The following is a 14,328-nucleotide window of genomic DNA, read 5'->3' on the forward strand; positions in this document are numbered from 1 at the left end:
TCGCATATGCTGTTGGCCTAGCCCATTGCGCGCGCCAGGTCGCTCTGGCGCACCACGCTGCTGCGCGCGGCATCGAGCGCATCCTCGGCATCGCACAGCTGCAGCCCGGATTTGGCGGCGGCGCCGGACAGCGCGCGCGATGCGGCATGCAGGCCGAGGGTGGCGCAGCCCTCGCCCAGGCGCCGCAGGCGCGCACGGGCCTCGTCGGCGTCGCCGGCCGCGAGCAACTGCCCGATTGCGGCGCCGGCCTCGCCCAGCTGCTTGTGCAGACCGCCCAGGTAGAGCAGCAGGCGGGCGGCGTCGATGCCGAGCCGGCGCAAGGTCTGCGCGGGAGCTTCGGCGTCGTCCTCGGCCGCGCCCAGGCTGGCCAGCAGCGCGCGCACCGCGTCCGGGTCGAAGGGCTTGACCAGGTAGCCCGAGGCGCCCAGCACGCTGGCCTGGTCGACCGTCGCGCGCTCGTCGGCGGCGGAGGCCAGCACGAAAGGGAGCCTGGAAAAGCGCGCGTCGGCGCGGATCCGCTGCAGCAGGTCCATGCCGGACAGGCGCGGCATGCGCAGGTCGCAGAACACGATCGCCGGCCGCGGCCCGCCGTCGAGCAGGCGCCATGCGTCTTCGCCGTCCTCGGCCTCGAGCACGTCGTAGCTGCCGCTGGAGTCGACCAGGTGCATCAGCACCATGCGCGACACCACGTCGTCATCCACCACCAGCACCTTGGTCCGTTCCTTCATCGCGTCTCCGTTTTCCCGCATTATAGCGGGCTGCGGCTCAGGCCCAGGCGGAGTCGAACGCGCGCAGCATCTGGGCCAGGCGCGGCAGCCCGGCGCGCAGCGCATCGAAGTCGCCGCCGTCGGCCAGCGCTTCGAGCTGGCCGCACAGCTCGGCCAGCTCGGTCTCGCCGAGATAGCCGGCGCTGCCGCGCAGGCCGTGCAGCAGCATGGCGCAGGCTTCGCGGTCCGCGCCCTGCAAGGCTTGCTCCAGCTGCGCGCGGCGCCGCGGCAGGTCGGCGGCGAAGGCGGCCCGCATGCGCTGGCGCAGGTCGGCGCCCGGCTCTGCCCCGCTTGCCGCCGCATCGGCCTGCAGGTCCGGGCCGGTGAACACGCCGAACATCTCATCCAGTTCCGCCGTGCTGCGGGCCGGCCTGCGCGGCGCCAGCAGTTCGAGCGCGACACCGCGCGCCAGCTGGCGTTCGATCGCGCGCACCAGCTGGAAGTGCAGCGCCTCCTCGTCGATCGGCTTGGACAGGAAGCCGTCCATGCCGCAGGCAAGGTAACGCGCGCGATCCTCGTCGCTGGCGTTGGCGGTGAGCGCGACGATCATCACCTGCGGGTCGAGCACCGGCGCATCCGCCTCGCCGCCGGCGCGGATCAGGCGCGCGCAGGTGGCGCCATCCATCTCCGGCATGCGGCCATCCATCAGCACCAGGTCGTAGCGGCGACGCGCGCAGGCCGCCAGCGCCAGCTTGCCGTTGCCCGCGACGTCGACCTCGTGGCCGAGCTCTTCCAGCAGGGTGCGCACGATGATCTGGTTGGTCGGGAAGTCTTCCGCGCACAGCACCGCGAGTCGATGCGTGTGCGGCTCGCGCCGTTCGCGCAGCGGCTGCGGCGGCTGCACGCCGTCGGCCAGCGGCAGCACGAAGCTGAAGGTGCTCCCCACGCCCTCGATACTCTCGGCCGTGATCCAGCCGCCCATCAGCTCGACCAGCTGGCGGCAGATCGCCAGTCCCAGCCCGGTGCCGCCGTAGCGCCGCGTGGTGGTGCTGTCGGCTTGCTCGAATTTCTGGAACAGGCGCGGCAAGGCGGCGGCGGCGATGCCGATGCCGGTGTCGCGCACCGAGAAGCGGATCATGTTCGGCCGCTCCACCCCGGGCTCGGTGTTCAGCTGGTCGCCCGGCCGTCGCTCCACCGCGAGAGTGATGGCGCCGTCATTGGTGAATTTGAAGGCGTTGCCGAGCAGGTTGACCAGCACCTGGCGCAGCCGGGTCGGGTCGCCCACCACGAAGCGCGGCAGGCCGGGCGCCAGCTCGATCGCGAAGCCGACGCTGCGCGCCGCGGCCTGCTCCTCGAACAGGCTGGCCACGTGGTCGATTGCCGCGTGCAGGGCGAAGTCGATGTTCTCGATGGTGAGCTTGCCTGCCTCGATCTTGGAGAAGTCGAGCAGGTCGTTGATGATGGCCAGCAGCGACTGCGCACTGGCCTGACCGCGCTCGATCTGCTCGCGCGTGGTGTTCTTCAGCTGGCGGTCGCGCAGCGCGAAGCCGAGCATGCCGATCACGCCGGCCAGCGGGGTGCGCATCTCGTGGCTCATATTGGCCAGGAATTCGGACTTCTGGCGGGTCGCGTCCTCGGCGCGCTGCTTGGCCAGGCGCAGGCGCTCCTCATTGTCCTGCAGCGCGCGGTTGGCCTGGGCCAGGTCCTCGGTATTGCGGCTCACCTCGCGCTCGCGCTCGCGCAGCTCGTGGGTCTGCAGTTCGAGCAGGCGGTTCTGCTGTTCGATGCGCTCGGTGCGGGCGCTCACCTGGCGCTCCAGCAGCACTTTCTGGCGGCGCAGGTTGGACAGGCGCGCCACCACCACACCGTAGCCGGCGCCGAGCAGCAGCAGCAATCCCAGCACACGGAACCACCAGGTCTTCCAGTACGGCGGCTCGATCACGATATTCAGCTCGGCCGGGGTGCTGCTCCACACGCCGTCCTTGTTGGCCGCCCGGACCTTGAACACGTAATGGCCGGGGTCGAGGTTGGTGTAGGTGGCGAAGCGCTTGGTGGCGTCGGCGCTGACCCAGTCGCGGTCGAAGCCTTCCAGCTTGTAGGCGAAGCGGTTGCGCTGGGGCGCCGCGTAGTGCAGCGCCGAGAACTCCAGCGTGAACACCGATTCCGCCGCGCTCAGGGTGATCGTCCTGGCGTGCTCGATCGGTCCCGGCGCGCCATCGCGCCGGATCTGGCCCACCGGCCGGTTGAAGATCTGGAAGCCGGTGATGACCGCGCGCGGCGCGATGCCGTTGTCGCGGATGGCGTCCGGGTTGAACGCCGTGATGCCGTTGAAGCCGCCGAAGTACAGGGTGCCGTCGGCCGCGCGCAGGGCCGAGGTGTCGTAGTAGGCGCCCTCGATGGTGCCGTCGACGGCGACGTAGTTGCGCCAGGTCGAGGTGGCCGGGTCGAGGCAGGACAGGCCGGCGCTGGTCGACACCCAGATGCGGCCGGCGCGGTCCTCCTGCATCGCCGCCACGTCGTCGTTGCCCAGGCCGTCGCGGGTGGTGTAGCGCAGGAAGCGGATGCTGCCGTTCTTTTCCTCGACCAGGCGGTTGATGCCGGCAGCGGTGCCGACCCACAGGTTGCCCTTGCTGTCCTCCAGCAGGTAGTGGACTTCGTCGTGCGTCAGGCTGGACGGGTCGCGCTCGTCGTGGTGGAAGTGGCGGAACTTGCCGGTGGCGCGGTCGAGCAGGTTCAGGCCGTCGAAGGTGCCGACCCACAGGCGGCCGCGCCGGTCTTCCAGAATCGGGCGCACGATATTGTCGGTCAGGGTGCTGGCGTCGCCCGGGTCGCGCTTGTAGGTGGTCAGCTTGCCGCTGCCGGTCTCGAGCCGGTGCAGGCCGCCGGAACTGGCGATCCACAGCGTGCCGGCGCGGTCCATGCTCATGTAGCGCACCTCGTTGGCTTCGCCGTCGCCCGGCACCAGCAGGCGCCGCGTGAAATGGCCGGTGGCGGGATCGAAGCGCGTCACGCCACGGCTGCTGCCGATCCACAGCGCGCCGCCCGGTTCGCGCGCCAGCGCGGTGCCCATGGTGTCGATCAGGCTGTCCGGGTTCTTCGGGTCGTGCCGGAACACGCGCACGGTGGTGGCGGTGGCCGGATCGAACAGGTTCAGGCCGGCGTTGGTGGCCAGCCACAGCTTGCCGCTGCCGTCCGGCGCCAGCGCGTGCACCTTGTTGTCGGCCAGCGTGACCTGCTGGTCCGGCGCGCGCACGATGCGGGTGAAGCCGCCGCTGCCGAGGTCCACGCGCGAGGCGCCGGCATACCAGGTGCCCACCCAGAAGGTGCCGACCCGGTCGCTGTACAGCGCCGAGACCTGGTTGTCGGCCAGGCTGTGGTCGTCGATGGCGACGTGGGCATAGTTGGCGAAACGGCCGCTGCGCACGCGCCAGCGGTACAGGCCATTCTCGCGCGAGCCGATCCACACCGCGCCATCCGGGCCCTCGTACAGCTTGGTGACTTCGCCCGGCTTCAGGCCATCGTCAGGGCCGAACACGCGGCGCTCCCCGCGCGGCGCGCGCGACCAGCGCTCCAGTCCCGACTGGGTGCCGACCCACAACGCGCCGTCGCGGTCCACCAGCAGCGCGCGCACGGCGTCGTTGTGGGCGCTGGCGGCGCGCGGGTAATGCTCGAAGCGCTCGCTGCCCGGCTCCAGGCTGTCGACGCCGGTCGAGGTGCCGATCCACAGGCGCCCGGCGCTGTCGAGCGCCAGCGCGTTGACGCGGTCGTCGACCAGGCTGGCGTCGTCGCCCGGCACCCGGTGCCAGGTGCGGAACTTGCCGCTGGCCGGATCGAAGTGCTGCAGGCCGTCGCCGGTGGCGATCCACATGCCGCCCTTGCGGTCGTCAAGGATCGCCATCACGCGCCGGTTGCCGTTGCCGAGCCGGTAAGGCTCCTTCGGCACGAAGTGGGTGAACGACTGGGTGTCCGGTTCGTAGCGATCGAGGCCGCCGTCGGTGCCGACCCACAGCTGGCCGCTGCGGTCGACGTGCAGCGCGCGGATGTAGTTGTGGGCCACGGTGCGGGCGTCGCCCACCACGTTGCGGTAATTGGTCACGCGGTAGCCGTCGTAGCGCGACAGGCCGGTCTGGGTCCCGAACCACATGAAGCCGTCCGCGTCCTGGGCGATCGCGAGCACGGTCTCCTGCGCCAGGCCGTCCTCGGTGGTCAGGTGGTCGAAGCGCAGCGTGGCGGCCGGCGCTGCGCGCGTGGCCGGGGCGATGCCGGCCAGCGCCAGCAGCAGGATCAGGGCGAACAGTGGTCTCATGCGAAGAAGGCCTGCACCTCGTGGCGCCGGGCGAAGGTGTCGCGCCGGCCGAGATCGACCAGTTCGCGCGTGAAGCTGCGTTCGAACAGCAGGTAGGACGCCAGCGCGGCGCCGCGGCTTTCCATCGCGCCGACCGCGGCCAGCATCATGCGCACCGGGCGCGGCAGGCTGTGGGCATGGCGCGCGGCGATTTCCTCGAGCCGTTCGGACGGCGCGATCACCAGCATCTTCAATGGCCGCAGCGGCATGCGCGCGCGCTCACGGGCCGACATCATCGACAGCGTCTGGTTGATCCGGTTGGCGCGCTCGACGTCGGCCGCCAGGCTGTCGAAAAAGATCGAGGACAGCGCATGGCCAGCGATCTGCGCCAGGCTCGGATAATGGGTTGACGGCGGTCCCGGCGGCGCCTCGTTGGCGCGGCCCGCGCCCACCACCAGCAAGCGGTCGGCGCCGAGGTGGATCGCGGGCGAGATCGGCGCCAGCTGGCGCATCGAGCCATCGCCGCAGTATTCGAGGCGGCCGTCCAGGTACAGCGGCACGGCCGGGAAGATGAAGGGGATCGCGGACGAGGCCAGCAGATGCTCGACGCCGATCTGGTCGGCCAGCGCCAGGCGCTGGGTGCGCACCCACGGCAGCACCTCGCGCGCGCTCTGGTAGAAGGTGACGTGGTGCCCCATCGTGTACGAGGAGGCCGTGACCGCCAGCGCGTGCAGGTGGCCGGACGCCAGCGCGCGGTCCAGGCGCGGGAGGTCGAGGATGCGGTGCAGCAGGCCGCACAGCGGCGTATTGTCCAGCAGCGAATTGGGTGGCGCGGCCTGCCATTTGCGCAGCAGCCAGCCGAAGGCCAGCAGCGACAGCCAGCGCGCGCCGGAGCGCATGATGCCAACCATGTCGGCACGGTAGACCTGCTCGGCGCTGATGTCCTGCCACACCTGCAGCAGCTTGTGGACGCCTTCCTCGAAGTTGTCGGCACGGCAGGCCAGCGCGGTCGCGTTGAGCGCGCCGGCCGAGGTGCCGCAGATGATGTCGAACGGGCTGCGGCCGCGCGGCCGGCCGCCATCGTCGAGGATGGCGCCGATCGCGTCGAGCACCCCGGCCTGGTAGGCGGCGCGGGCGCCGCCTCCGGTCAGGATCAGCCCGGTCTTCTGTTCAGTTTCCATTCACCAAGAGTAACAAACCTGTCACGCTTGGGGAAGAGACAAGGCGACCGTGTTGAAACGGCCTCTGAACTAGTCGCCTTTGGCGATGCCCTCACGGCGTGGATCCGCGCCGCCGAACCACAGCGGCACACCGTGGATGTTGATGCGCTCGATGCCGTGCAGGCCCGAGTTCTCGTCCACCGTGCGGATCACGTGGCCCCTGGCCTTCAGCGCTTCGATCTCCGACACCGGGAAGCGTCCCGTCTCGAGCTGGGTCGGGCCATTGCGGCTGCCGAAGTTGGGCAGCGAGATCGCTTCCTGCACGTTCAGGCCCCAGTCCAGCGTACCCACCAGCACCTTGGCCACATAATTGATGATGGCCGGGCCGCCGGGCGAGCCGACCGTCAGCACCAGCTTGCCGGTCTTCTTGTCGAACACCACGGTCGGCGACATCGCGCTGCGCGGGCGCTTGCCGGCTTCGACGCGGTTGGCCACCGGGCCGTTGGCGTCGCGCGAATCGAAGGAGAAGTCGGTCAGCTGGTTGTTGAGGATGAAGCCGTCCACCATCTGGCGCGAGCCGAAGGCGTCTTCCACGGTGGTGGTCATGGCCAGGCCGGCGCCGTACTGGTCGACCACCGACATGTGCGAGGTCGAATGCGCCTCGATCGAGTTGTCGGTGCCCCAGGCCACGTCCATGCCCGGCGGGTGGCCGGCCGGCGCCTTGCCCATCGACTTGTCGCCCACCAGCTTGGCGCGCTGGGCCAGGTAGCCCTTGTCGATCAGGCTCGGGATGCCGCGGCCGGGCAGCGGCACGAAGTCGGTGTCGGCGGCGTAGCGGTCGCGGTCGGCGTAGGCCAGGCGGCCCACTTCCGAGAACACGTGCACCGCCTGCGTGCCGGGCACGCCGTTGGCGGGCGCCAGTGCCTTCATGTCCATGGTCTCGAACATGCCCAGCATCTGCGCCACCGCGATGCCGCCCGAGGACGGCGGCGGCATGCCGCACACGGTGTACACGCGGTAGTCGCTGCACACCGGCTCGCGCAGTTTCGGCCGGTAGCTGGCGATGTCCTGCGCCGTCAGCAGGCCCGGGTTGGTCGGGTGCGCGTGCACCTTGGCCGCGATATCGCTGGCGATGTGGCCGGTGTAGAACACCTCGGCGCCGCCGTCGGCCAGTTCGCGCAGGGTGGCTGCCAGCTTGGGATTCTTCAGGATGTGCCCGACCGGCCACGGCTCGCCGCTGGGATCGTAGAAGTAGGCGCGCGCCTCGGCGTCCTTGCGGATGTAAGGATCCCAGGCCAGCAGGCGGTGCAGGCGCTCGCTGACCGCGAAGCCGTTGGCGGACAGCTCGATCGCAGGCTGGAACAGGGTCTTCCACGGCAGCCGGCCATGCTGCTTGTGGGCCAGCGCCAGCATGCGCAGCACGCCCGGCGCGCCGGTCGAGCGGCCGCCGACGATGCCTTCGACGCGCGACATCGGCGTGCCGTCCGGGTGCTGGAACAGGTGCTCGTCGGCGGCGGCCGGCGCGGTCTCGCGGCCGTCGAAGGCCTGCACCTTCTTGCCGTCGTAGTACATCAGGAAGGCGCCGCCGCCGATGCCGGACGATTGCGGCTCGACCAGGGTCAGCACCAGCTGGGTGGCGATGGCGGCATCGATCGCGGTGCCGCCCTTCTTCAGCATCTGGTAACCGGCCTCCACCGCCAGCGGATTGGCGGCCGCCACCATGAACTTGCTCGCGGCCCAGCCGGCCTTTTCGTGGTAGCCGGTCGACGCTTCGGGCGACTTTTGCAGGGTATCCTGCGCCCATGCGCAAGGACTGAGGAAGGCGCCCGCCAGGGCGCCGGAAAGGGCGAGCAGTTTCAGGTTCGTCACCAGGATCTCCACATATGAAAAGGGCGCGCGGCCTGCGCCGCGCGCCCGATACCTATTGGCATCCTACAACAAATCCTAGCGTCAATACGCCATGTTTATTTCGGCTGCATGCGGATCGCGCCGTCCAGGCGGATCGTCTCGCCGTTGAGCATCACGTTTTCGATGATGGCCTTGGCCAGGTGGGCGTACTCGGACGGCATGCCGAGGCGCGGGGGGAACGGCACCATCTTGCCGAGCGAATCGCGCACTTCCTGCGGCATGCCCATCAGCATCGGGGTCTCGAAGATGCCCGGCGCGATGGTCATCACGCGGATGCCGCTGCGCGACAGGTCGCGCGCCATCGGCAGCGTCATGCCGGCCACCGCGGCCTTGGAGGCGCCGTAGGCAGCCTGGCCGATCTGGCCGTCGAAAGCGGCCACCGATGCGGTGTTGATGATCACGCCGCGCTCGCCGTGCTCGATCGCGTCGGCCTTGCCCATCGCGTCCGCCGCCAGGCGGCACATATTGAAGGTGCCGACCAGGTTGATGTTGACGGTGCGCTGGAACAGGTCGAGCGGGTGCGGGCCGTCCTTGCCGACGGTCTTGACCGCGGGCGCCACGCCGGCGCAGTTGACCAGGCCGCGCAGCGTGCCCAGCGCCAGCGCCGCGTCGACCACGGCCTTGCCGTCCGCTTCCGAGGTGACGTCGCACTTGACGAACTTGCCGCCCAGCTCCTTCGCCAGCGCCTCGCCCGCCTCGACCTGCACGTCGGCCAGCACGACCTTGCCGCCGGCCGCGGTCAGCATGCGCGCGGTGGCCGCGCCGAGGCCCGACGCGCCGCCGGTGACGATGAATACATTGTTCTGAATTTGCATGATTTCCCCAGGTAGGTTTGCCTAACGTTTACGTAAACGTCAACCAGCGCGATTGTAGCGAACTTTTCGGGGAAAAAGCCACGTCCGGCTCAAAAGCATTGCACTGTTGCGCCGGAGCGATTGCACAAGCGGCCATTGCTGTCGGTGCCGGCATTGCCCACCCCGATCTGGTAGGACTTGCCGGAGGCATCGGTGCACTGGCTGCCAATGCACTGCTTGATCTGGCCCGGCGGCGGCGATCCGCCCGGGGCGGGCGCCGGCATCGGGCTCGGGTTGAGCACCGGGCCATAGGCTTGCGGAGCGGACGGGGCCGGCATGGTGCCGATGATGGCCGGGACGGCGCGCCGGCGCGGCGGCTGCCTGCCTTTCTGCTTGGGCGCTTGCTGGTCCTTGGCTTCCCGGTCCCTGGCCTGCCGGTCCTTGGCCTGCTGCTCCGGCTGGCCCTGCGGCTGGCCTTCGACCGCGTGCTCGCCCGGCTTGCGCACCGCTTGCAGGGCGGCATTGCCGGCCTGTTCCTCCTGGGACTGCGGATCGCCGTGGCGCTGCTCCTGCGCCTGCTGGGCGGCCTTGTCGGCTTGTGCGCCGGCGCCGGCGGCCAGCACCGCCAGCGCAAGCAGGCATGCTGCACGTTTCATGGTCCACCTCATGCAGTTCGTATTCGGAAGGAACCATTATCCGCCGGGGCGAGGCGAGCAAGCGCACGCCAAGCTGTCAGTTTTTGCACATCGACAGCGTCATTTTCAAGTCAGCTTTCAGGGCTACACTGATCCAATAACAATCAATCAGGAGACGCTACATGCAGACGGTGCAGGAGCTGTACCAATCAAAACGCGGCAGCGCGGCCGATGCGCTCAACCAGGTGCGCAACGGCGACATGATCATCGTGCCGACCGGCGTCGGCGAGCCGCCCACCCTGCTCACCGCCCTGTCAGAGGAAAGGCGGCGCTTTCGCGGAGTGCGGGTGGCGCAGATCCTGGCGGTGCGCAAGTACGGCTACTTCGATCCGGAAACGGCCGATTGCGTGCGCCACGCCGCGCTGTTCTTCGGCGGCGCCTCGCGTCCCGGCGGGCAGGCCGGCTGGTGCGACTTCATCCCCTGCTACTTCTCCGAGATCCCGGTCCTGATCGAGCGTGGCCTGATGCCGTCCGACGTCGTGTTCGCGATGGCCTCGCCGATGGATGCGCATGGCTACTTTTCGCTCAGCCTGGGCTGCGACTACACGATGGCGGCGGTGGCCAAGGCGCGCGCAGTGGTGCTTGAAGTCAATCCCAACGTGCCTTTCGCCCACGGCCAGTGCCATGTGCACGTGTCGCAGGTGACGGCGCTGGTCGAGAGCGAGGACCCGATCCTGGAAGTGGGCCTGCCCGCCATCGGCCCGGTGCAGGAAGCGATCGGCAAATACGTCGCCGACATGATCGAGGACGGCTCGACCTTGCAGATCGGCTACGGCGGCATCCCGGATGCGGTGGTGATGCAGCTGACCGGCAAGCGCGACCTCGGCATCCACAGCGAAATGATCGGCGACGGCATCCTGACCCTGGTCGAAGCGGGCGTCGTCACCAATCGCAAGAAGAACTTCATGCCGGGCAAGATGGCAGCCACCTTCGCGCTCGGTTCGCGCAAGCTCTACCAGTTCATGCACCAGAACCCGATGCTGGAGATGCATCCGTCCAATTTCACCAACGATCCGTACATCGCGGGCCAGAACGACCAGCTGGTGTCGATCAATGCCAGCCTGCAGATCGACCTGCTGGGCCAGTGCGGCAGCGAGAGCCTGGGCCACCTGCCCTACTCCGGCACCGGCGGCCAGGCCGATTTCGTGCGCGCGGCCAACCGTTCGCGCGGCGGCCAGTCCTTCATCGTGCTGCCGTCGACGGCCAGGAACGGCACCGTATCGCGCATCGCGCCGACGCTGTGCCCGGGCACGCACGCGACCACCAGCAAGAACGACGTCAACTACGTGGTCACGGAATATGGCGTGGCCCAGCTGCGTGGCAAGTCGGCCAAGGAACGGGCGCGCGCGCTGATCGGCATCGCGCATCCCGATTTCCGCGACTGGCTGCGCGAGGAGGCGGACCGGATGAGCGTGTTCTGAGCGTCAGGCGCCGGGCTTGGGCGGCGCCGGCATCGTCACGCCGGACAGGGTCGGCATGCCGAACTGCTGCTCGATGGCGGTGATCTGCTTGAGCGCCTCGTCGAAACCGTCCTTGCCGAAGGCCTGCCGTTCGATCTGCTCGAAGCGCTCGCCCATTTCAGCGTAGGCGCGCGGCGACAGCGACTCCTTCCAGGCGGGGAAGACCTCGGTATCTTCCAGCGCGGCGTGGATGCGGTACATGCTGACGAATTCCTGCAGCGCCTGCGCCAGCGGGTCCATATTGATCGAGGCGATGTTGCCGCCGCGCGTGACCTGCAGGACGTAATCGGTCAGCTCGCGCCCGCGTTCGTGCTGCTGCTGGAGGATGTCGGGGTAGTCAGCGACCTTGCCTGCGATCTTGCGCACGGCCGGGAAGATGTGCTGCTCCTCCAGCTTGCGCTCGTGGTAATCCTCGCCGAAGCTGCGGAATAGCCGCGCGGTTCGCGCCAGCAGCTCGGGATGCAGGTCGGCGTGCCCGATCTCGTTCAGGCGCTCGGCGGCGACGGTGTAGACCATCAGGGCGCGGCGCAGCACGCCGTGCTCGCGCATCAGGTCTTCGTTGGCGGTAACTTGTTTGCCGCCTTCCGCTGGCCACACCCGCGCGGGCGCCAGGGCCAGCGCGGCGCTTCCCGCCAGCAGAATGGTCCGTCGCTTGGGCATGCCTGCTCCTATTCCGGCGGACGGCCCTCGTGCATCACGGTTTTGAGCTGCTCGCGCAACTCTGGTGAATCCTGGTGCCCGTGCACCCTCTCCGCATGCTGGGCGGCGGCGTCGAGCAGCTCGTTTTCGCTGTCGGCCGCGATCGTCACCGAGCATTTCGTGTCGCTTGGAAATTCGCGACAGTCAATATATTTGCGTGCCATGATGACCTCCTGTCAGGTCGCACTACCAGTATATCCGTGGGGTCGGCGACTTCAAGCGATGGCGCGGAGGACACATGTCGGCAAGAATCGAAGCGATGGACCATGTCTGCGGGGCGGACGATGCGCCGGTCGAGGTCGTGGACTATGGCGATTAGCAGTGTCCCTACACGCCGGGACCCATGCTGAGTTTGCTGGACTGCGGCATTGATCCGCGGCCGGGCAAACGGTCGATGGGTCCCGGCCTCCGCCGGGACGACGTTGCTCGCTGTTACGAACCGCTCAGTGCGCCGGCTCAGGCGACGACACCGCCACCGACGTTGGCGGCACCGGCGCCGGTACCACCGTGCCTTGAGCATGCAGCGGCGCCGGCGCGTGCGCCACCTGCGGCGCCTTGATGGCAATCCAACCCGCCGCCGGCAGCAGCGGCACCAGCAGCAGCGCCACGATGTTGATGATCTTGATCAGCGGATTCACCGCCGGGCCCGCCGTATCCTTGTACGGGTCGCCCACGGTATCGCCGGTCACCGCGGCCTTGTGCGAATCGGAACCCTTGCCGCCGAAGTTGCCATCTTCGATGTACTTCTTCGCATTATCCCAGGCCCCGCCGCCGGTCGTCATCGAGATCGCCACGAACAGCCCGGTGACGATGGTCCCCATCAGCATGCCGCCCAGCGCAGCCGGCCCCAGCAGCATGCCGACGGCGATCGGCACCACCACCGGCAGCAGCGACGGCAACACCATTTCCTTGATCGCGGAGGCGGTCAGCATGTCGACCGCCTTGTCGTACTCCGGCTTGCCGGTGCCGGCCATGATGCCGACGATGTCGCGGAACTGGCGCCGCACCTCGATCACCACCGCACCAGCCGCGCGGCCCACGGCTTCCATCGCCAGCGCCCCGAACAGGTAGGGAATCAGGCCGCCGATGAACAGGCCCACGATCACCATCGGGTTGGCCAGTTCGAACACGATGGTCTTGCCCGAGGTTTCCAGCGCGTGCGTGTAGTCGGCGAACAGCACCAGCGCGGCCAGGCCGGCCGAACCGATCGCATAACCCTTGGTGACGGCCTTGGTGGTGTTGCCCACGGCATCGAGCGGGTCGGTGATCGCGCGCACCGATTCCGGCATGCCGCTCATCTCGGCGATGCCGCCGGCGTTGTCGGTGATCGGACCGTAGGCGTCGAGCGCGACGATGATGCCGGCCATCGACAGCATCGAGGTGGCGGCCACGGCGATGCCGTACAGCTCGCCCATCTGGTAGGCCACCAGGATCGCGGCGCACACCACCAGCACCGGATAGGCGGTGGACTTCATCGACACGCCCAGGCCGGCGATGATGTTGGTGCCGTGGCCGGTGGTCGATGCCTCGGCGATATGGCGCACCGGCTTGAATTCGGTGCCGGTGTAGTACTCGGTGATATAGACCATCAGCCCGGTCAGCACGATGCCAACCACCGCGCAGCCCATCATGCGCATGCGCATCGCCTCGTCGGTCCACAGCATCCAGGTGACGATCGCGAAGCCGATCAGCGACAGGCCGGCGGCCCACCACAGGCCGGTGTACAGGGCCGACATGATCTTCTTGCCCGGCTTGGCCTTGACCAGCGAGCAGCCGACGATGGAACCGATGATCGACACCGCCCCCAGCAGCATCGGATACAGGATCGCCTCGTTCGAGGAACCGGTGACCATCAGCGCGCCCAGCAGCATGGTGGCGATCAGCGTGACCACATAGGTTTCGAACAGGTCGGCCGCCATGCCGGCGCAGTCGCCGACGTTGTCGCCCACGTTGTCGGCGATCACGGCCGGGTTGCGCGGGTCGTCCTCGGGGATGCCGGCCTCGACTTTGCCGACCAGGTCGGCGCCGACGTCGGCGCCCTTGGTGAAGATGCCGCCGCCGAGGCGGGCGAAGATGGAGATGAGGGATGCGCCGAAGGCCAGGCCGATCAGCGGCTTGATCACTTCATGGGTCGACAGGCCGGAACCGACAGCCTGGCTGGTGAGCATCCAGTAGAACAGCGTGACGCCCAGGAGACCCAGGCCGACCACCAGCATGCCGGTGATGGCGCCGCCCTTGAACGCGACGTCGAGCGCTTCGTTCATGCCTTTCGACGCGGCCTGCGCGGTGCGCACATTGGCGCGCACCGACACGTTCATGCCGATGAAGCCGCAGGCGCCGGACAGCACGGCGCCGATCAGGAAGCCCAGTGCAGTCTGCCAGCCGAGCAGGAAGTAGATCGCCACCAGCAACACCACGCCGACGATGCCGATGGTGCGGTATTGCCGCGCCAGGTAGGCCGATGCGCCCTCCTGGATCGCATGCGCGATCTCCTGCATGCGCTGGTTGCCCGGCTCCTGGCGCAGGATCCACGCGCGCGACCACAGTCCATAGAGCACGGCGACCACGCCACAGGCTACCGCGAAACCTAATAGATTTGCTGCCATTTCGTCCCCTTAGT

General features: G+C 68.7%; 10 protein-coding genes. 1 reads left to right on the forward strand and 9 read right to left on the reverse strand.

Features of this window, described 5'->3' with window-relative positions; all coding sequences use genetic code 11:
- Nucleotides 1-17: 17 nt before the first annotated feature.
- From NX778_RS13440 to NX778_RS13465, 6 genes are all read right to left on the reverse strand, one after another.
- Entirely contained in the window at nt 18-728 is a 711-nt protein-coding gene (locus NX778_RS13440) for a response regulator (protein ID WP_258812257.1), read from the reverse strand.
- Between the two features lie 37 nt (nt 729-765).
- A complete protein-coding gene (locus NX778_RS13445; RefSeq protein WP_258812258.1) occupies nt 766-5,013 on the reverse strand; it encodes a hybrid sensor histidine kinase/response regulator in 4,248 nt (1,415 codons plus the stop codon).
- Entirely contained in the window at nt 5,010-6,173 is a 1,164-nt protein-coding gene (locus NX778_RS13450; RefSeq protein WP_258812259.1) for a patatin-like phospholipase family protein, read from the reverse strand. The genes NX778_RS13445 and NX778_RS13450 overlap by 4 nt, the downstream gene beginning before the upstream one ends.
- A 69-nt stretch (nt 6,174-6,242) precedes the next feature.
- Nucleotides 6,243-8,021: a gamma-glutamyltransferase gene (ggt, locus tag NX778_RS13455; protein WP_258812260.1), complete on the reverse strand. Its 1,779-nt coding sequence runs from the start codon at nt 8,019-8,021 to the stop codon at nt 6,243-6,245.
- Nucleotides 8,022-8,116: 95 nt separating this feature from the next.
- On the reverse strand, nt 8,117-8,875 hold the full coding sequence (locus tag NX778_RS13460; protein WP_258812261.1) for a 3-hydroxyacyl-CoA dehydrogenase: 759 nt from the start codon (nt 8,873-8,875) through the stop codon (nt 8,117-8,119).
- Nucleotides 8,876-8,964: 89 nt separating this feature from the next.
- The gene (locus NX778_RS13465; protein WP_258812262.1) at nt 8,965-9,510 is read right to left on the reverse strand and encodes a hypothetical protein; all 546 of its coding nucleotides are present in this window, start codon (nt 9,508-9,510) and stop codon (nt 8,965-8,967) included.
- Between the two features lie 161 nt (nt 9,511-9,671).
- Here NX778_RS13465 and NX778_RS13470 point away from each other — a divergent pair, with 161 nt between their 5' ends.
- The gene (locus tag NX778_RS13470; RefSeq protein WP_258812263.1) at nt 9,672-10,970 is read left to right on the forward strand and encodes an acetyl-CoA hydrolase/transferase family protein; all 1,299 of its coding nucleotides are present in this window, start codon (nt 9,672-9,674) and stop codon (nt 10,968-10,970) included.
- Between the two features lie 3 nt (nt 10,971-10,973).
- On the opposite strand, the gene NX778_RS13475 is transcribed toward NX778_RS13470, so the two are convergent.
- The 3 genes from NX778_RS13475 to NX778_RS13485 all read right to left on the reverse strand — a co-directional run bounded on the left by NX778_RS13475 (nt 10,974) and on the right by NX778_RS13485 (nt 14,314).
- Complete coding sequence (locus NX778_RS13475) at nt 10,974-11,669, reverse strand: hemerythrin domain-containing protein (protein WP_258812264.1); 696 nt, start codon at nt 11,667-11,669, stop codon at nt 10,974-10,976.
- 8 nt (nt 11,670-11,677) lie between these two features.
- Entirely contained in the window at nt 11,678-11,872 is a 195-nt protein-coding gene (locus NX778_RS13480) for a DUF1059 domain-containing protein (RefSeq protein WP_258812265.1), read from the reverse strand.
- 279 nt (nt 11,873-12,151) lie between these two features.
- Nucleotides 12,152-14,314 carry a sodium-translocating pyrophosphatase gene (locus tag NX778_RS13485; RefSeq protein ID WP_258812266.1) on the reverse strand — a complete coding sequence of 721 codons (2,163 nt, stop codon included), beginning with the start codon at nt 14,312-14,314 and terminating at the stop codon, nt 12,152-12,154.
- Nucleotides 14,315-14,328 lie beyond the last annotated feature (14 nt).

It is taken from the genome of Massilia terrae, assembly GCF_024753145.1.
In the GTDB taxonomy this organism is placed as follows: domain Bacteria; phylum Pseudomonadota; class Gammaproteobacteria; order Burkholderiales; family Burkholderiaceae_D; genus Telluria; species Telluria terrae.